This is a genomic window from Enterobacter cloacae complex sp. IR53030, assembly GCF_049238365.1.
Taxonomy (GTDB): Bacteria; Pseudomonadota; Gammaproteobacteria; order Enterobacterales; family Enterobacteriaceae; genus Enterobacter; species Enterobacter kobei.
Genome location: NZ_JBMKHA010000014.1, coordinates 76,613 through 95,524, shown reverse-complemented (window position 1 = coordinate 95,524; position 18,912 = coordinate 76,613). Strand labels below are relative to the sequence as shown.

The window sequence follows — 18,912 nt, the reverse complement described above, 5'->3', positions numbered from 1 at the left end:
ACGACGGTTAAGCAGGTAGCGATTTCAGCAGCGCGAACGCCTCCTTCATTCTCTCTTCGCTCACCACAAAGGCGCGCAGTTGGTCATCTGCGTCGATGCCGCGCGCCACCATCCCCTGTGATTCAATGGCGATTTGCCAGCTCAGATCCTGTCGCTGCGTTTCTCCCGCAAGGTGCAGCGGCAGGTCCTGCGTTTTCACCTTCACCAGCATCGGCGGAAGCTTTAGCGGCGCGCTGACGCCGATCAGGTTTTTCGCCAGGATCATGGCGCTCAACTGGATCGGTTGCAGGAACGGCAGCACCCGGCCGTTAATTTCCGCGCAGTCGCCCAGGGCATAAATGTCCGGCTGTGAGGTTTGCAGGTAGCTGTCGACCTTTACGCCGCGGTCTGTTTCGGCGCCTGCGCGATGTGCCAGCGCGGTTTCCGGGCGCAGACCCGTCGCGGCAACCACCGCATCCACCTCAACGCTGCGGTTGCGGTCGAGCGCCCCACGAATGCCGCCTGCGGTTTTGCTCAGACTCTGTAACTGCGATTTGAGCAGCAGATGGACGCCCATGTCGGTCAGTCGATGCTGTAAGCGGCTGCTTACTTCTGCGGGCATCAGCGCCGACAGAATGCTCGCCGCGTGGTCAACCAGGGTAACGGTTTTTCCCGCGCGGCAGAAATCCATCGCCAGCTCGGTACCAATCAGCCCACCGCCGACGATCATCACGCGTTGCGCATCGCGAAGCCCCGTTTCGCTTGCCTGATACTCCTGCTGGCTGTTTAGGGTGATCATCAGCTCTCGCCCTTCAACGGGTGGCACAAAGGCAGAGGCCCCCGTGGCCAGCACCAGCTTGTCGTACTGCCAGATTTTGTCTTTCGCCTTCACGACGTGCGCGGCGGCGTCGATATCGGTAACCCAGGTGTAGGGAAACAGGCGCAGGTTAAACTGTTCCGCGAACTCCCCCGCCGTCTGGCGGGTGAGGTCTTCGGCGCGCTGATTCTGGCTGATGACATGGCTTAAATCAGGCTTGTTGTACTCATCCATGCTGTCGGCGGCGATCACCGTCACCGGCACGTTAGCGTCCTGTTTGCGGATATTTTTCACCAGCTGGCGGGCGGCGAAGCCCGAACCGATGATGACGATTCCGTGATTCATTTTGCCTCCGTACCCAGTTCGTCAAAGACGTCTTTACCGAGGGAACATTCCGGGCAGAGGAAGGTATCCGGCACGTCGCACCACGGTGTGCCCGGGGCAACGTCCTGAAGGGGTTCGCCCCGTTCCGGGTCATATATCCACTGGCAAACGCTGCACTGCATGCGTGGGCCGAGGTGTGCAGCAGCGGCAGCTGCACAGGCACAGGCTTCCTGCTGTTCGGTAGGTTTTGCAGACGCCTCAGGAAGCGGTGCGAGCGCCCACTGACGGGCAATGTCGCGGCCATGCTGACGGCAAATTTCCAGCGCGTCGATATCCGGGCGCCATTTCGCTTTCAGACTCAGGGACATCTCAAAACCTGCATCCTGCAGACGGGTAGAGAGGCGATCTACCGCGCCGCCGCTCCAGCCGTGAGAGCCAAACGCGCTGGCGCGTTTGTTGCGAAAACGCAGGCCGGTCATCTCTTCCACCAGGCCAGCAATTTTCGGCATCATCACGTTGTTCATCGTGGAGGTGCCCACCAGCACGCCTTTTGAGCGGAAGACATTGGTGAGGATCTCGTTTTTATCGCTGCGCGCCACGTTGAAGATTTTCACCGCCACGTTCGGATCCACTTCGTTGATGCCCTGGGCTATGGCGTCCGCCATCATGCGGGTGTTATTGGACATGGTGTCGTAGAAAATCGTGATGCGGTCTTCCTGATAATCCGCCGCCCATTTCAGGTACAGCTCAACGATCTGGGTGGGGTTTTCACGCCACACCACGCCGTGGGAGGTGGCAATCATGTCCACCGGCAGGTTAAAGCCGAGGATCTCGGTGATTTTTGGCGTCACCAGACGGCTGAACGGGGTCAGAATGTTGGCGTAGTAGCGCTGGCACTGCTCAAACAGTTCGGTCTGATCCACTTCATCATTGAACAGGCGTTCGTCACAGTAGTGCTGGCCAAAGGCGTCGTTGCTGAACAATACCGCGTCGCCGGTCATGTAGGTCATCATGCTGTCCGGCCAGTGCAGCATCGGGGTTTCAACGAAGATCAGCTGTTTGCCGTTGCCGATATCCAGCGAGTCGCCGGTTTTCACGGTGTGGAAATTCCATTCCGGATGATGGTGATGACCGTTGATCGAGTCGATGGCGTTGGTGGTGCAGTAGATCGGTGTATTCGGAATGTACGACATCAGCTCGGTCAACGCACCGGCGTGATCCTCTTCAGCGTGGTTGATGATGATGTAGTCGATTGCGTCGAGATCGATTTCGCTGCGCAGGTTCTGCACGAACTCGCGGCTGAATTTATGATCGACGGTATCGATCAGTACGTTTTTGCCTTCACGGATAAGATAGCTGTTGTAGCTGCTGCCGCGCAGCGTTTTGTATTCCGTCCCGTGGAAATCACGCACCTCCCAGTCACGTTGACCCACCCAATGAATGTTATTTTTAACCAGAATAGACATAGCAACCTCAACGTAATACAGCGTTTTTGAATAAGATGATTTGCCTATATCACATTGCGTGCCAACTTTTATTTTATTGATTTTAATGGATTATTATTTATATACCTCGTGATGAGTAGTCATTATGACTATCCTGATGACGGTCAATATGACACTATTTATTGTCAAAATGACAGCGAGGCAGCCATGAGTTTTTCCGTAGATGTGCTGGCGAAGATCGCCATTGAACTGCAAACCGGTATCGGTCATCAGGACCGTTTTCAGCGGCTTATCTCCACGCTGCGTCACGTGCTGGCGTGCGATGCCTCGGCGCTGTTGCGCTACGAGGGGAGACAATTTATTCCGCTGGCTATCGACGGGCTCGCGAAAGATGTTCTCGGGCGGCGGTTTACTCTTGAAGGGCATCCGCGGCTGGAAACCATTGCCCGTGCGGGTGACGTGGTACGTTTCCCGGCGGACAGCGACTTGCCGGATCCCTACGACGGTCTGATCCCGGGGCAGGAGAGCCTGAAGGTGCACGCCTGTATCGGTCTGCCGCTGTTTGCCGGACAACACCTGATTGGCGCATTAACCCTCGACGGTATGTCGCCGGACCAGTTCGACACCTTCAGTGATGAAGAGTTAAGGCTGATTGCCGCGCTGGCCTCCGGGGCGCTCAATAACGCGTTGCTGATAGAACAGCTGGAAAGCCAGAATATTCTTCCCGGCAGCCCGTCGGCGTTTGAGCCGGTGGCGCACACGGAGATGATCGGCCTGTCGCCGGGCATAGCGCAGCTTAAAAAAGAGATTGAGATTGTCGCCGCGTCCGACCTGAACGTGCTGATCTTCGGTGAAACCGGCACCGGTAAAGAGCTGGTGGCGAAGTCAATTCATGAAGCCTCACCACGCGCGGCCAACCCGCTCGTATACCTTAACTGTGCCGCATTGCCGGAGAGCGTGGCGGAAAGCGAGCTGTTTGGTCACGTCAAAGGGGCATTTACCGGGGCCATCAGTAACCGCAGCGGTAAGTTTGAGATGGCCGATAACGGGACGCTGTTTCTCGATGAGATTGGAGAGCTTTCGCTTTCGCTCCAGGCCAAACTGCTGCGCGTATTGCAGTACGGTGACATCCAGCGCGTGGGGGATGACCGCAGCTTACGGGTGGACGTGCGCGTGCTGGCGGCGACCAACCGCGACCTGCGAGAAGCGGTGCTGGCCGGGCATTTCCGCGCGGATCTTTTCCACCGTCTGAGCGTGTTCCCGCTTACCGTGCCGCCGCTGCGCGAGCGCGGAGAAGATGTGGTTCTGCTGGCGGGCTATTTCTGCGAGCAATGCCGTCTCAGAATGGGGCTTTCCCGCGTGGTACTCAGCCCGGGGGCAAGGGCGCATCTGTTGAGCTACGGCTGGCCGGGCAACGTGCGGGAGCTCGAGCATGCGATTCACCGTGCGGTGGTGCTGGCGCGTGCGACGCGTGCGGGTGATGAGGTTGTGATCCACGCGCGTCATTTTGCGTTGCACGATGACGCCGTGCAGGCGGTGGCTCAGCGTGTGCCGGAGAATGCAAATGAAAACCTGCGCGAGGCGACGCAAGCGTTCCAGCGTCAGATGATTACCCGCGCGCTGGAGCAGAACAACCGCAGCTGGGCGGCGTGCGCGCGGGCGCTGGAGATGGACGTCGCCAACCTGCACCGGCTGGCGAAGCGTCTTGGGCTGAAGGGTTAAATAATCCCCGCCTGGTAGAAATCCTGCAGGTTGATGGCACCGCAGAGCTTGCCGGCGTCATCCACCACCGGTGCGGCGGTGATTTTGCGCTTCATCAGCACCTCTTTGGCCTCAATGGCGCGGCTGTCGGCATTCAGCGTCAGCCCGCCTTTGGTCATCGCGTCAGACACTTTCGTTTCCAGTTTGCCACCCCCCACCAGCCAGCGCCGCAGGTCGCCGTCAGTGAATACGCCCTGGACGCTACCGTTGTCGTCACACACCGCGACCAGCCCCAGCCCGGTGCGGCTCAGTTCCAGCATCGCGTCCATCACGCTGGTATCGAGCTTGACCTGGGGAATGGCATCGTCAGTGCGCATCAGATGATGAACCTTATTGAGCAGCCGCGCGCCGAGCGCGCCCGCCGGATGCGAACGGGCAAAATCTTCTTCGTTAAATCCGCGCGCCTGCATCACCGCCATCGCCAGCGCGTCACCCATCATGAGGGTGTTGACGGTGCTGGAGGTCGGGGCAAGGTGCATCGGGCAGGCTTCACGCTCAACGGAAATATCCAGCGTCGCTTTAGCGGCCAGCGCCAGCGGCGAGCGGGATTTGCCGGTCATCGCCAGCAGAGCGACCGATTTCTCCTGCAGGCGCGGAATAATAAGATCCAGCTCTTTGGCCGAACCGGAGTAGGAGATAAACAGCATCACATCGCGGCTTTCAATCATCCCCAGATCGCCATGCAGCGCCTCGGCGGGATGCACGAAGAAGGCCGGGGTGCCGGTGCTCGCCAGCGTCGCGGCAATTTTTTTGCCGATATGGCCGGATTTACCGATGCCCGCCACGATCACTTTGCCTTCGCAGTGGATAATCGTGTTGGCGGCGCGGACAAAATCCTCGCCCAGACGTTCTGGCAGGCGGCTGGCTTCCTGCAGCTCCAGCATCAGCGTCTGGCGGCCCGTTTCTAACAGAAAATCACTCATCTCTCTCTCCGGTTACGATCACGTCGATACCTTTCTCTTCCAGCGCCTTTTTGAACGCCGGATCAATCCCCGCGTCGGTAATCAGCTTATCAACGCTTTCAAGGCTACAGACAATGTTGGGACTTTTGCGGCCAAACTTCGACGAGTCTGCCATCAAAATCACTTCCCGTGCGGCGTTGCACATCGCTTTACTGACGCTGAATACCTCATTGAAGGTCGTGACGCCTGCGTTCAGATCGATGCCGTCGGTGCCCATAAACAGCTTATCGAAGCTGAAGTGGTCGAAAGCGTTCTCGGCCAGCTGACCGTGAAACGACGCCGATTTTTTGCGAAAGGTGCCGCCGGGCATCAGGATAGTCTGCTCGCTGTCAAATTCCGACAGGGCGTTGACGATATGCAGGCTGTTGGTCATCACCGTGATGTTGTTAAAGCGGCTGAGCAGGGGGATCATTTGCAGGACGGTGCTGCCTGCGTCGAGGATGATGGAATCACCATCGTGAATAAATTTAACGGCAGCCTCGGCAATAAGCGCTTTCTGGTGGGTATTGATCAGCGTTTTGTGATCGATAGGCGGGTCAGCTTCGTCCTTATTCAGCATCACCCCGCCGTAAGTTCGGATGACGGCGCCAGAGTTTTCGAGCAATACCAGGTCCTTGCGTATTGTCGTGCCGGTGGTGTCAAAGTAGTGGGCCAGATCCTCCACCGAGCATTTCCCCTGCTTTTGCAGATACTCGAGAATGGCCGCCTGCCGCTGACGTGGTTTCATAGGCGCTTCGTTCCTTAGGTTGCGAAATGATAATTTCGCAAGTCTATAGCTTTCACAACGAAATTATCCATGTTTCAGATTAAGCGCTAATGATAGTGCATTCTGACAGCCTGAATCATGGGGAAAGATCACATCAGGCCGTAATTCCTGCAGTGAAATGCCGTTGATTGCCTGGATTTTAGTCGGACGAGCAAACACCGTCATGCCACGCATGATCAGGGAATCGCATACGCGATCGTGTTCATCCAACACAACGGCGACCACCACGCGCGGTTTAAAGCGTCCGCCGGAACGTCCGACGCCCACGCGACCTTTCTGACACAGGGCATCAAACGCGCGGTTGAACTGATGGATCTGCCAGCCGCCAAACGCCATCTGGCAGATCCAGGCGAGGGCGGCGACGGTGATGAGTGCGGTGACCATATTGACTCCTTTAATTGCCGGGTGGCGGTTGCGCCTTACCCGGCCTACGGTTTGAAGGTTTTTGTAGGCCCGGTAAGCGTTAGCGCCACCGGGCAAAACCGCTCGATCAGAACATCACCTGCCCGCCGGTGACGTTAATCGACTGCCCGGTGCAGTACGACGCTTTCGGGCTGGCGTAAAACAGCAGCATGTTCAGCACGTCCTGATAATCGCACCCGCGCTTCAGCGGCACTTTATCGATGTAGTACTGCTCCACTTCTTCAGCCTTGATGCCGAGCTTGGTGGCGTACTGCGGCAGCAGGGACTGGAACATTGGCGATTTCAGCAGGTTGCCCAGCATCAGCGAGTGAACGGTAATGCCGTATTCAGCCAGATCCAGCGCCAGAGACTGCGTCAGCCCCACGCCGCCAAACTTGGCCGCGCTGTAGCCGGAGTTGTGCTTGCTGCCCACTTTCCCGGATTTCGAGTTGATCTGAATAATGCGCCCCTGAATACCGTCGCGGATCATCAGGCGGGAAAACTCGCGGGCGCAGAGGAAATAACCCACCAGATTGACCTGCAGCGAGCGGTCAAAATCCCCCAGTTCGAAATCGCTGATAAACGCCGCTTTCGCAATTCCCGCGCTGTAGACCAGCAGGTCGGTACGTCCAAAAATCTCGTCCACGCCGCGGGCGAGCGCCATTACGCTTTGCTCGCTGGTGGCGTCGGCACCAAACCCGTACGCCATCCCTTCACCAAATTCGGTGTTGATGGTGTCCGCCACGCGGGCGGCTTTTTCACTCTGAATATCCACGACCGCCACGCGGTAGCCTTCTGCGGCAAGCCCACGGCAAAGGAACTCACCTAAGGTTTGTCCTCCACCAATGACAACGGCAACCTGACTCATGTGTTTCTCCTTAATTACGCAACAAATTTTAACGTGCAGCCTGGGGTGACAGCCTGCGGAACCGGGCCCGCTACGTGAACCGTACCGGGATACTCCGCCTGCGGCTGTCCGTCAAAACGCAGGGTGATATGGCCCAGTTCGCGCAGGTTTTGCTCGGCGACATCGCCGACGGCGGTTACCGCATAGCGCGTCTCGCCCAGCTCCAGCTGGCTTCCTGCTTTCAGCTCGCCGTTAAGCTCGCCGTGGCAGTGAATAAAGCAAAACTCTTCGATATCCGCCGGGGCACCTTCGCGGAAAGTAATCAGCATCTGGTCGCTGAGCGCATCCGCTGCGCTCTGGCCGATGCGGGTAATGGTGGTCTGATAAATCACGGTCATCGCAGGAACCTCTTATTGATAGATAAAGCCGGAGACAAACCAGGCAATCAGCACCGTCGGCGCGCCCGTCAGGAAGCGGCTGACCAGTACGGACGGCACGCCTACGCGCACGGTGTCCTGGCGCGCTTCGGCCAGTGACAGTCCGACGGGGATGAAGTCGCACGCGGCCTGGGCGTTAATGGCAAACAGGGCGGGCAGGGCGAGGTGTGGCGGAATATTGCCGAGGCCAATCTGCACGCCAATCAGTACGCCGATGACCTGAGCGATCACCGCGCCCGGGCCGAGGAACGGCGACAGCAGCGGGAAGGAGCAGATCAGGGCCAGCGTCACCAGCCCGAGCGGGTGGCTGGCGAGCGGGGCGAGGCCGTGGGCAATCCAGTCGCCCAGGCCGGACGCCATGATGATGCCGATCAGCGCCGAGACGAACGCCATAAACGGCAGAATGGTTTTCAGTACCGTGTCGATGGTGTCGCGCCCGGACTGGAACAGCACCGCCACGGCGGAGCCCATCCCCATCCCGACCTTCGCCAGCAGGCCGTCGCTCTGCTCGGTGATTTTCTTGCTGGTGTCGTAATCTCGCGGGGCCACTTTTTGCGGCGCGGGACTGCCATTCACCAGAGTGATGTTGTCCTCCTTCACGCCTGACACATAGATGTCTTCAAGGATGTACTGTGCCAGCGGGCCGGATTTGCCGGTGGAGTGGATATTCACCGTCGGAATACGCCGCTTCGGATAGATGCCGCAGCGCAGCGTGCCGCCGCAGTCGATCACTGCCACGCCGATTTCCGCTTCCGGCGGCTCACCCTCTTTAAAGCCATCGACGGCTTCCCAGCCGGTCAGCTCACGCAGCTTATCGACGATCGCCGGGCGCGTGCCTGCGGTGATGTAAACGATCTTTTTGCCTTCGTTGGCGTCGAACTCCAGCGGGCCGCCCCAGCCACCCGTGCCTTTCTCAATGCGGATCCGGTTCATGCTGTGGCTCCTGAAAGATGGACTTTTTGTTCAAGCTGGATACCCATTTTTTTCTCGAAAATGGCGGTGGTGAGATCTGTGACCCAGCCGCGGAAGAAGTTGGTCACCAGGCCAACCAGCAGGTAACTGACCGCCAGCGGGCCGAGCGGCAGACCAAGGGTGGTAAGGCCGCTGGCGATACCGAGGTAAACAAACAGCTCTCCGGGGTTGATGTGCGGGAACAGGCCGTTCATCGAATGGCAGCTGTAGGAGGCGGCGGCGTAATAACTCGGCTTGTACTTTTCTGGCATAAAGCGGCCGAGGCTTAAGGTCATCGGGTTGCAGAACACGAAGGTGCCGATGAACGGCAAAATCAGGTAGCGGGACAGCGGGTTCCCGGCGCAGCGCTGAGCGAAGCGTTCAATGCGATGCTGGCCGATAAAGTTAATCAGCGCGTTCATGATCACCAGCAGGCTGATCAGCAGGGGCAGGATCCCGGTCACCATGCCGGTGAACACTTCTCCGCCTTTCTGAAACAGCCCGATGAACCACTCGGCGCCGTGGGTGATGGTTTCTATCATTCTTCTCTCCTGTGGGGCTTTTTTGTTTTGTATTACTGGGGCTAATAATAATCACTTTGAAAGGTTTTAAAGTGTTAGTTGGATCTCACAATGAAAGAAAAATGGATTATTTTGAAAGTTAATTGATGTGATGAATGATTTCCGGTGGAAAAAGCACGGATTTGCGTTGGGGAGGTGCGTACCGCTTCCTTGAGGTGTTACGGATGCTTTACCATACTGGGTTCTTATCGAACCCGTTAAATGGATGTCTCATGTTCAAGCGTCGTTATGCAGCGCTGTTGCCAGCGCTTATTCTGCTGTCTGCCTGCAGTAGCAAACCTAAGACCGAAGCTGTTCAGCAAACGGCTGGCGCCCCTTCCGGAGGGTTCCTGCTGGAGCCGCAGCACAATATGATGCAGATGGGTGGCGACTTCGCGAATAACCCGGCGGCCGAGCAGTTCATTGATAAAATGGTGAGCAAACACGGCTTTGACCGCCAGCAGCTGCACGAAATTTTGTCCCAGGCAAAGCGTCTGGACTACGTGCTGCGCCTGATGGACAGACAGGCACCGACGGCACAGGTCCCTACCGGGCCAAACGGCGCATGGTTGCGCTATCGCAAACAGTTTATTACCCCGGACAACGTGCAAAACGGCGTGGTGTTCTGGAATCAGTATGAAGATGCCCTTAATCGCGCGTGGCAGGTATACGGCGTGCCGCCGGAGATCATCGTCGGGATTATCGGCGTGGAAACCCGCTGGGGCCGCGTAATGGGCAAAACCCGCATCCTCGATGCGCTGGCGACGCTCTCCTTTAACTACCCGCGCCGCGCGGAGTATTTCTCTTCCGAGCTGGAAACCTTCCTGCTGATGGCGCGCAACGAGCAGGACGACCCGCTCGATCTGAAAGGTTCGTTTGCCGGTGCGATGGGCTACGGCCAGTTTATGCCATCCTCCTATAAACAATATGCCGTCGACTTCAATGGCGATGGTCATATCAACCTGTGGGATCCGGTGGATGCCATCGGCAGCGTGGCAAACTACTTCAAAGCGCACGGCTGGACGCCAGGTGGTCAGGTAGCCGTGCAGGCGAACGGCGAGGCATTTGGTCTGGAAAACGGCTTTAAAACCAAATACAGCGTCGCGCAGCTGACGGCGGCAGGCTTAACGCCAACGCAGCCGCTGGGCAATGTTGACCAGGTAAGCCTGCTGCGTCTGGACGTGGGAACCGGTTATCAGTACTGGTACGGCATGCCGAACTTCTACACCATCACCCGTTATAACCACAGCACTCATTATGCCATGGCCGTATGGCAGCTGGGGCTGGCGGTCTCGCAGGCCCGCGTGCCGGCGGCGTCACCGTTTAGTCAGTAAGTCGCTCTGACGGGCAGGCCTGATGCCCTCACCCTGACCCTCTCCCACGGGAGAGGGTCGTTTTACAGAAACATTTCGCCACACTCCCTTTTCAAACCCGCCATTTACATCTCAATCACCTTTCATTATTGTTATGTTATAACATTTAACGTGGTGTCGAGATGTCAACGTCCCTTTTCTCTCTGTCTGCTCCGGTTCGGCTTTTACTGGCGCTGGTGCTTATTGTTTTTATCGGGCTGGCCGTGCGCTGGGCGGTGGCGCTGCCATGATCCTGATGAACGAACTGGTCGCGGGCTATGACCGCCAGCCTGTAACGCGGCCCCTCTCAGGCACGATTGAGCGCGGCAGTATGACGGCTATCGTCGGCGCCAATGGCTGCGGAAAATCCACGCTGCTGAAAACGCTCGCCGGGTTTATTCCTCCCGTGGGCGGCAGCTTTCGCTGGCAGGGTAAGCGCCCGGTGATTGGCTGGCTGGCACAGCGCCACGCACTCGAGGCGCAATTTCCGCTCACCGTTCAGGACGTGGTGAGTATGGGCTGCTGGCCGGGCATATCGCTCTTATCCGGGTTTCGTCGGGAAACGCGGTTACGCATTGCCAGCGCGCTGGAGCGGGTCGGGCTGGCGTCGATGGCGCTTTCCACCATTGATGAACTCTCCGGTGGGCAGTTTCAGCGCATGTTATTTGCCCGCGTTTTAGTGCAGCAGGCACCGCTTGTGATGCTCGATGAGCCTTTCACCGGCGTCGACGAAGCGACCTGCAACGTGCTGATGGATCTAATGCTGGAGATGTATATGCAGGGCCAGACTCTGCTTGCGGTATTGCATGACAGCGAGCGTGTGGCACGCCACTTCCCGCAAACATTAATGCTGGATGCTGACATTCCCCACTGGAAAACCGAGCGGGTGAGGGTGGCATGATTTGGCATCTCTTTTTCCAGCCGTTTATTGAGTACGGCTTTATGCGTCGTGCGCTGGTGGTCTGCCTGGCCCTTTCTGTCAGTACAACCGCACTCGGCGTATTCCTCCAGCTGCGCCGGATGAGCCTGATGGGTGATGCCCTTTCTCACGCCATTTTACCCGGTGTCGCCGTAGGGTATTTGCTCAGCGGTATGTCGCTGCTGGCGATGAGTATCGGTGGTTTTATTGCCGGCATTACCGTGGCGCTGGTGGCCGGCCTGGTCAGCCGACGCACGCCGCTTAAAGAGGATGCCAGCTTTGCCGGATTTTACCTTGGCTCACTGGCACTGGGCGTCACGCTGGTGTCGCTGCGCGGGTCGAATGTCGATCTGCTGCATCTGCTGTTTGGTTCCATTCTTGCGGTGGACAACGATGCGGCGCTGTTTGTCACGGGCGTTTGCATGTTCACCCTGATAACGCTGGCGATTTTCTATCGTGGGCTGGTGACCGAAGCCTTTGATACCGCCTGGTTGCAGGTCAATGCCCGCGGGTTGCCCGGCCTGCTCCACGGACTGTTTCTGGCGCTGCTGGTGCTTAACCTGGTGGCCGGTTTTCAGGTGCTCGGCACGCTGATGGCCGTCGGGCTGATGATGCTCCCGGCGGTGGCGGCACGCTGCTGGGTGCGCACATTGCCAGGTTTGCTTTTGATGGCCGGCATCAGCGGAATTTTCTGCGCGTGGCTGGGCTTAAGTTTGTCCTGGGCAATCAGTCTGCCCGCCGGACCGTCCATTGTGCTGACCGCCAGCGCGTTGTTCTTTATTTCTGTTTTATTTGGCACGCGAAGCAGGCTGGCTGGCAGTCTGCGCGCGCTTTTTTAAGGCAAGGGGAAACGATGAAACATACAGGATTAGTGATGGCGCTTGCGCTGGGTATGCTGTCGAACGGCGTGATGGCGAAAACGCTGAATGTGGTGACCAGCTTTTCGATACTGGGAGATATTACGCAGGAAGTGGGCGGCGACCATGTGAACGTGACGACGCTGGTCGGGCCGGACGGCGATCCGCATACCTTCGAACCGTCACCTAAAGACAGCGCGGCGCTGAGCAAGGCTGACGTGGTGGTGGTCAACGGCCTGGGGCTGGAAGGGTGGCTCGACCGTCTTGTGAAAGCCTCCGGTTTCAAAGGGCAGCTGGTTGTGGCCTCAACCGGGGTAAAAACGCACACGCTCGAGGAAGATGGAAAGACCGTGACCGACCCGCATGCCTGGAATAGCGCGGCGAACGGTGCGCTGTATGCACAAAATATTCTGAACGGGCTGGTGAAAGCAGATCCAGAGGATAAAGCGGCACTGGAGGCTTCAGGCCAGCCGTATATCGCGCAACTGACGCAACTGGACGGCTGGGCCAAAACCCGCTTTAGCCAGATCCCACAGGAAAAACGTAACGTGCTGACCAGCCATGACGCATTCGGCTATTTTAGCCGCGCGTATGGCGTCACCTTCATGGCACCGCAAGGGCTCTCTTCAGAGAGCGAGGCCAGCGCAGCGCAGGTCGCTGAGATTATCAATCAGATCAAAGCCGATGGCGTGAAAACCTGGTTTATGGAAAACCAGCTCGATCCGCGTCTGGTGAAGCAAATTGCGACGGCGACAGGCGCGCAGCCGGGAGGCGAACTTTACCCGGAAGCCCTGTCGGCAAAAGGTGGGGTTGCTGATACCTACGTTAAGGCATTTCGCCACAACGTGAACACCCTCGCTGACAGTATGAAATAACCTCCCCCATAGCCGGTGCGCCCGCATCGGCTTTTTTCTGAAGCCCCCTCGTAAAACCCGAAGCGCATCCCCATATTTGACGAGAAAGTGCTATCTTGTGCTGCACGTTTTTCTGAAGCCTGGAGCGAGAATGACTGACCATGAATTGATGCAGCTTAGCGAGATAGTCGGACTGGCGCTTAAGCAACGCGGGGCGACCCTTACCACCGCGGAATCCTGCACCGGCGGCTGGGTGGCGAAAGCGATTACCGATATTGCCGGCAGTTCCGCCTGGTTTGAACGCGGCTTTGTGACCTACAGTAACGAAGCTAAAGCACAGATGATTGGCGTGCGTGAATCCACGCTGGAACAGCACGGCGCGGTCAGCGAGCCGGTGGTGATCGAGATGGCCATTGGCGCGCTAAAAGAGGCGCGGGCAGATTACGCGATTTCAATCAGCGGCATCGCGGGCCCGGACGGCGGCAGTGACGTGAAGCCTGTAGGCACCGTCTGGTTTGGTTTTGCGACCTCAAAAGGTGAAGGTATCACTCGCCGGGAGTGCTTTAGCGGCGACCGTGAAAGCGTGCGTCGTCAGGCAACGGAATATGCGTTAAAAACGCTCTGGCAACAATTTCTACAAAACACTTGATACTGTATGACTATACAGTATAATTGCACCAACAGAACAGAAATCCACGGTGAAGCACAGTCGCTTCTCCCGGCATGACAGGAGTAATAATGGCTATCGACGAAAACAAACAGAAAGCGTTGGCGGCAGCACTGGGCCAGATCGAAAAGCAATTCGGTAAAGGCTCCATCATGCGCCTGGGTGAAGACCGTACCATGGATGTTGAAACGATCTCCACCGGTTCGCTTTCTCTGGACATCGCGCTGGGCGCGGGCGGTCTGCCAATGGGCCGTATCGTAGAGATCTACGGGCCAGAGTCCTCCGGTAAAACCACCCTGACGCTGCAGGTGATTGCTGCGGCACAGCGCGAAGGTAAAACCTGTGCGTTTATCGATGCCGAGCACGCGCTGGATCCTGTTTATGCGCGTAAACTGGGCGTGGACATCGACAACCTGCTGTGTTCTCAGCCGGACACCGGTGAGCAAGCGCTGGAAATTTGTGACGCGCTGGCGCGCTCTGGTGCTGTTGACGTTATCGTGGTCGACTCCGTTGCTGCACTGACGCCAAAAGCGGAAATCGAAGGTGAAATCGGCGACTCTCACATGGGCCTCGCGGCACGTATGATGAGCCAGGCGATGCGTAAGCTGGCAGGTAACCTGAAGCAGTCCAACACGCTGCTGATCTTCATCAACCAGATCCGTATGAAAATTGGTGTGATGTTCGGTAACCCGGAAACCACAACCGGTGGTAACGCACTGAAATTCTACGCCTCTGTCCGTCTGGATATCCGCCGTATCGGCGCGGTGAAAGAGGGTGAAAACGTCGTTGGTAGCGAAACGCGCGTGAAGGTTGTGAAGAACAAAATCGCCGCACCGTTCAAACAGGCTGAATTCCAGATCCTCTACGGCGAAGGGATTAACTTCTTCGGTGAGCTGGTTGACCTGGGCGTGAAAGAGAAGCTGATTGAAAAAGCGGGCGCCTGGTATAGCTATAACGGTGACAAAATTGGTCAGGGTAAAGCGAATGCGATTTCCTGGCTGAAAGAGAACCCGGCTGCGGCGAAAGAGATTGAGAAGAAGGTGCGTGAGCTTCTGCTGAGCAACCAGGACTCTAAACCTGATTTCGTGGTGGATGCTGCGGATGCTGAAGAAACCAACGAAGACTTTTAAGTCTCTCGTGTAAAGATGAAGGGCTGCTGATGCGGCCCTTTTTGCATTTCTGAATCTGCAGGTTTTATATGAGTGAACCGACCACACGCCGACCCGCCTACTCGCGCTTGCTGGACCGTGCCGTACGTATACTTGCCGTGCGTGACCACAGCGAACAGGAGCTAAGACGAAAACTGTCAGCGCCTGTCATGAGCAAAAACGGGCCGGAAGAGATTGATGCCACTGCCGAAGATTATGACCGCGTGGTTGCCTGGTGCTATGAACATCATTACCTCGATGACGAACGCTTTGCCGCCCGCTTTCTCGCCAGCCGCGGACGTAAAGGCTACGGTCCTGCACGCATCCGTCAGGAACTGAATCAGAAAGGGGTGGCCCGGGAATCGATTGAAAAAGCGATGCGTGAATGCGACACAGACTGGTGTGAACTGGCGAAAAAGCAGGCGATTCGAAAGTACGGCGAACCGCTGCCGCGTGATTTTTCAGATAAAGTCAAAATCCAGCGCTTTTTGCTCTACCGCGGCTTTCTGATGGAAGATATTCAGGATATCTGGCGCAATTTTGTGGATTGAACGCATGCGGGATTTTACTTCCCACCAAAGAAAACTTATCTTATTCCCACTTTTTCCAGTAGCTGGTCTGTCCAACGGTTTATCGATACAGGCTGGCTGCGACATTTCGTTAGCTTGATTTCAGGATAATTATGAGCAAGAGCACCGCTGAGATCCGTCAGGCGTTTCTCGATTTTTTCCATAGTAAGGGACACCAGGTTGTTGCCAGCAGCTCCCTGGTACCGAACAACGACCCGACTTTACTGTTTACCAACGCCGGGATGAACCAGTTCAAGGATGTGTTCCTTGGTCTCGACAAGCGTAATTATTCCCGCGCCACAACCTCACAGCGTTGCGTACGTGCGGGCGGTAAACACAACGACCTGGAAAACGTCGGTTACACCGCGCGTCACCACACGTTCTTCGAAATGCTGGGTAACTTCAGCTTCGGCGACTATTTCAAACACGATGCCATTCAATATGCGTGGGAACTGCTGACCGGTGAAAACTGGTTCAACCTGCCGAAAGAGCGTCTGTGGGTTACCGTCTATGAAACCGATGACGAAGCCTACGAAATCTGGGAAAAAGAGGTCGGTATCCCGCGCGAGCGCATTATTCGCATCGGTGATAACAAAGGCGCGCCATACGCGTCTGACAACTTCTGGCAGATGGGTGATACCGGTCCTTGCGGTCCGTGCACCGAGATCTTCTACGATCACGGCGACCACATCTGGGGTGGACCTCCTGGCAGCCCGGAAGAAGACGGCGATCGCTATATTGAGATCTGGAACATCGTCTTCATGCAGTTCAACCGTCAGGCAGACGGTACCATGGAGCCGCTGCCGAAACCGTCCGTTGATACCGGTATGGGCCTGGAGCGTATTGCCGCCGTTCTGCAACACGTTAACTCCAACTACGAAATTGACCTGTTCAGCACCCTGATCAAAGCCGTTGCGGAAGTGACCGGTGCGACCGATCTGAACAACAAATCGCTGCGCGTGATTGCAGACCACATTCGTTCCTGTGCGTTCCTGATTGCCGACGGCGTAATCCCGTCGAATGAAAATCGTGGCTACGTGCTTCGTCGTATCATTCGTCGTGCGATCCGTCATGGCAACATGCTGGGCGCGAAGGACACCTTCTTCTACAAACTCGTTGGGCCACTGATTGGCGTGATGGGTGCAGCCGGTGACGAGCTGAAACGCCAGCAGGCGCAGGTCGAGCAGGTTCTGAAAACCGAAGAAGAGCAGTTTGCCCGTACGCTGGAGCGCGGTCTGGCGCTGCTGGATGAAGAACTGGCAAAACTGAAGGGCGACACGCTGGATGGCGAAACCGCTTTCCGCCTGTACGACACCTACGGCTTCCCGGTTGACCTGACGGCGGACGTTTGCCGTGAGCGTAACATCAAAGTTGACGAAGCGGGCTTCGAAGCCGCGATGGAAGAACAGCGTCGTCGTGCGCGTGAATCCAGCGGTTTCGGCGCAGACTACAACGCGATGATCCGCGTTGATAGCGCGTCTGAATTCAAAGGCTACGACGCACTGGAACTGACCGGTAAAGTGACCGCCCTGTTTGTTGACGGTAAAGCCGTAGACAGCATCAGTGCAGGTCAGGATGCGGTTGTCATTCTGGACAAAACGCCGTTCTACGCTGAGTCCGGCGGCCAGGTTGGCGATAAGGGCGAACTGAAAGGCAATGGTTTCAGCTTCAGCGTAAGCGACACCCAGAAATTCGGTCAGGCGATTGGTCACCAGGGCAAACTGGTTTCCGGTTCGCTGAAAGTGGGCGAGGGCGTGCAGGCGAATGTTGATGAAGCACGCCGTGCGCGTATTCGTCTGAACCACTCTGCAACCCACCTGATGCACGCTGCCCTGCGCGACGTGCTGGGCACCCATGTTGCACAGAAAGGTTCTCTGGTTAATGACAAAGTGCTGCGTTTCGACTTCTCGCACTTTGAAGCGATGAAACCGTCGGAAATCCGTGCGGTGGAGGATCTGGTGAACGCTCAGATCCGTCGTAACCTGCCGATCGAGACCCATATCATGGACCTCGAGGACGCGAAGAAAAAAGGTGCGATGGCGCTGTTTGGTGAGAAATATGACGAACGTGTTCGCGTACTGAGCATGGGCGACTTCTCGACCGAACTGTGCGGTGGTACTCACGCATCGCGCACCGGTGACATCGGCCTGTTCCGCATCGTTTCCGAGTCGGGTACGGCGGCTGGCGTGCGTCGTATTGAAGCGGTAACCGGTGAAGGCGCAATTGCCAGCCTGCATGCGCAGAGCGATCAGTTGCACGACATCGCGCAGCTGCTGAAAGGCGATAGCCAGAATCTGGGCGAGAAAGTGCGTGTTGCGCTGGAGCGAACCCGTCAGCTGGAAAAAGAGCTCCAGCAGCTGAAAGAACAGGCTGCGGCGCAGGAGAGTGCAAACCTCTCCAGCAAAGCGGTAGACATTAAGGGCGTCAAACTGCTGGTCAGCGATCTGGCGGGCGTTGAGCCTAAGATGCTGCGTACTATGGTCGACGATCTCAAGAACCAGCTTGGTTCTACCGTTATCGTGCTGGCGACAGTGGCAGAAGGTAAGGTTTCTCTGATTGCGGGCGTCTCTAAGGATGTGACCGACCGCGTAAAAGCAGGGGAACTGATTGGTATGGTCGCCCAGCAGGTGGGTGGCAAGGGAGGCGGTCGTCCGGACATGGCGCAAGCCGGTGGTACGGATGCGGCGGCACTTCCGCAAGCTTTGGCCAGCGTAGAAAGCTGGGTGAGCGCGAAACTGTAATAACTACAAAGCACAATCAGACGCCATAGCGGCAACGTTATGGCGTCTTGTTCACTGTGCTATCGATAACGATAAAGTCAGGTTGAGTTTGTGTATATCGGCTAAACTTACGTTTAACAGAATGTGATGCCGTGACTGCTTACACTTTACGTGTTTGTCATCGCTTACTTTTTGGCGTTATATGATGGATAATGCCGGGATACAAGAGACCCGACTCTTTTAATCTTTCAAGGAGCAAAGAATGCTGATTCTGACTCGTCGAGTTGGTGAGACCCTCATGATTGGGGATGAGGTCACCGTGACAGTTTTAGGGGTAAAGGGTAACCAGGTACGTATTGCTGTTAACGCTCCTAAAGAAGTATCTGTCCACCGTGAAGAGATCTACCAGCGTATCCAGGCTGAAAAATCCCAGCAGTCCAGTTACTGATATTGTCGCGTCTCGCTGTCGGGCGAGACGCAACCCTCCTGTCATTTTTCCTGCTCAACGTTACCGTTTCATTTCAACCGCTCTCTTTTTAACCACTCTACTATTCTTAACGCGCCCCAACACCAGC

Annotated in this window: 19 protein-coding genes; 10 read left to right on the top strand and 9 right to left on the bottom strand. The window is 56.7% G+C overall.

Going from position 1 to position 18,912, the window contains the following annotated elements; all coding sequences use genetic code 11:
• Positions 1–7: 7 nt before the first annotated feature.
• Together norW and norV are read right to left on the bottom strand one after the other, a co-directional pair.
• On the bottom strand, positions 8–1,141 hold the full coding sequence (gene norW / locus ACOTXR_RS15320) for an NADH:flavorubredoxin reductase NorW (RefSeq protein ID WP_058690634.1): 1,134 nt from the start codon (positions 1,139–1,141) through the stop codon (positions 8–10).
• Positions 1,138–2,586, bottom strand: coding sequence for an anaerobic nitric oxide reductase flavorubredoxin (gene norV / locus ACOTXR_RS15315; RefSeq protein WP_023331158.1), 1,449 nt, complete (start codon positions 2,584–2,586; stop codon positions 1,138–1,140). Before norV ends, norW begins: the two co-directional genes overlap by 4 nt.
• A 186-nt stretch (positions 2,587–2,772) precedes the next feature.
• Here norV and norR point away from each other — a divergent pair, with 186 nt between their 5' ends.
• Positions 2,773–4,287, top strand: a complete 1,515-nt coding sequence (gene norR, locus ACOTXR_RS15310) for a nitric oxide reductase transcriptional regulator NorR (RefSeq protein ID WP_023338744.1) — start codon at positions 2,773–2,775, stop codon at positions 4,285–4,287.
• Here the strand turns inward: norR and gutQ are convergent.
• The 7 genes from gutQ to srlA form a co-directional block, all read right to left on the bottom strand.
• Positions 4,284–5,249, bottom strand: coding sequence for an arabinose-5-phosphate isomerase GutQ (gutQ, locus tag ACOTXR_RS15305; protein ID WP_014884991.1), 966 nt, complete (start codon positions 5,247–5,249; stop codon positions 4,284–4,286). The genes norR and gutQ overlap by 4 nt on opposite strands.
• Entirely contained in the window at positions 5,242–6,015 is a 774-nt protein-coding gene (gene srlR / locus ACOTXR_RS15300) for a glucitol operon DNA-binding transcriptional repressor SrlR (RefSeq protein WP_014884990.1), read from the bottom strand. The genes gutQ and srlR overlap by 8 nt, the downstream gene beginning before the upstream one ends.
• A 63-nt stretch (positions 6,016–6,078) precedes the next feature.
• Positions 6,079–6,438 carry a transcriptional regulator GutM gene (gutM, locus tag ACOTXR_RS15295; protein ID WP_014884989.1) on the bottom strand — a complete coding sequence of 120 codons (360 nt, stop codon included), beginning with the start codon at positions 6,436–6,438 and terminating at the stop codon, positions 6,079–6,081.
• Between the two features lie 106 nt (positions 6,439–6,544).
• The gene (srlD, locus tag ACOTXR_RS15290) at positions 6,545–7,324 is read right to left on the bottom strand and encodes a sorbitol-6-phosphate dehydrogenase (protein WP_023294411.1); all 780 of its coding nucleotides are present in this window, start codon (positions 7,322–7,324) and stop codon (positions 6,545–6,547) included.
• 14 nt (positions 7,325–7,338) lie between these two features.
• A complete protein-coding gene (srlB, locus tag ACOTXR_RS15285) occupies positions 7,339–7,701 on the bottom strand; it encodes a PTS glucitol/sorbitol transporter subunit IIA (RefSeq protein WP_014884987.1) in 363 nt (120 codons plus the stop codon).
• Between the two features lie 12 nt (positions 7,702–7,713).
• The gene (gene srlE, locus ACOTXR_RS15280; RefSeq protein WP_032635718.1) at positions 7,714–8,673 is read right to left on the bottom strand and encodes a PTS glucitol/sorbitol transporter subunit IIB; all 960 of its coding nucleotides are present in this window, start codon (positions 8,671–8,673) and stop codon (positions 7,714–7,716) included.
• Complete coding sequence (gene srlA / locus ACOTXR_RS15275; RefSeq protein ID WP_023331154.1) at positions 8,670–9,233, bottom strand: PTS glucitol/sorbitol transporter subunit IIC; 564 nt, start codon at positions 9,231–9,233, stop codon at positions 8,670–8,672. Before srlA ends, srlE begins: the two co-directional genes overlap by 4 nt.
• Positions 9,234–9,484: 251 nt before the next feature.
• Here srlA and mltB point away from each other — a divergent pair, with 251 nt between their 5' ends.
• The 9 genes from mltB to csrA all read left to right on the top strand — a co-directional run bounded on the left by mltB (position 9,485) and on the right by csrA (position 18,785).
• A complete protein-coding gene (gene mltB / locus ACOTXR_RS15270; protein WP_023331153.1) occupies positions 9,485–10,585 on the top strand; it encodes a lytic murein transglycosylase B in 1,101 nt (366 codons plus the stop codon).
• Positions 10,586–10,850: 265 nt separating this feature from the next.
• On the top strand, positions 10,851–11,504 hold the full coding sequence (locus tag ACOTXR_RS15265; protein WP_023331152.1) for a metal ABC transporter ATP-binding protein: 654 nt from the start codon (positions 10,851–10,853) through the stop codon (positions 11,502–11,504).
• Complete coding sequence (locus tag ACOTXR_RS15260) at positions 11,501–12,361, top strand: metal ABC transporter permease (RefSeq protein ID WP_014884981.1); 861 nt, start codon at positions 11,501–11,503, stop codon at positions 12,359–12,361. The genes ACOTXR_RS15265 and ACOTXR_RS15260 overlap by 4 nt, the downstream gene beginning before the upstream one ends.
• 14 nt (positions 12,362–12,375) lie before the next feature.
• Entirely contained in the window at positions 12,376–13,254 is an 879-nt protein-coding gene (locus ACOTXR_RS15255) for a metal ABC transporter substrate-binding protein (RefSeq protein WP_032629455.1), read from the top strand.
• A gap of 130 nt (positions 13,255–13,384) precedes the next feature.
• The gene (pncC, locus tag ACOTXR_RS15250; RefSeq protein WP_023331148.1) at positions 13,385–13,882 is read left to right on the top strand and encodes a nicotinamide-nucleotide amidase; all 498 of its coding nucleotides are present in this window, start codon (positions 13,385–13,387) and stop codon (positions 13,880–13,882) included.
• Positions 13,883–13,971: 89 nt separating this feature from the next.
• Positions 13,972–15,030 carry a recombinase RecA gene (gene recA / locus ACOTXR_RS15245; RefSeq protein ID WP_014884978.1) on the top strand — a complete coding sequence of 353 codons (1,059 nt, stop codon included), beginning with the start codon at positions 13,972–13,974 and terminating at the stop codon, positions 15,028–15,030.
• Between the two features lie 68 nt (positions 15,031–15,098).
• Complete coding sequence (recX, locus tag ACOTXR_RS15240) at positions 15,099–15,599, top strand: recombination regulator RecX (protein WP_058690633.1); 501 nt, start codon at positions 15,099–15,101, stop codon at positions 15,597–15,599.
• A 131-nt stretch (positions 15,600–15,730) separates the two neighbouring features.
• A complete protein-coding gene (gene alaS / locus ACOTXR_RS15235; RefSeq protein ID WP_023331147.1) occupies positions 15,731–18,358 on the top strand; it encodes an alanine--tRNA ligase in 2,628 nt (875 codons plus the stop codon).
• A gap of 241 nt (positions 18,359–18,599) precedes the next feature.
• Positions 18,600–18,785, top strand: a complete 186-nt coding sequence (csrA, locus tag ACOTXR_RS15230; RefSeq protein WP_128350746.1) for a carbon storage regulator CsrA — start codon at positions 18,600–18,602, stop codon at positions 18,783–18,785.
• The last annotated feature ends 127 nt before the right edge of the window (positions 18,786–18,912 follow it).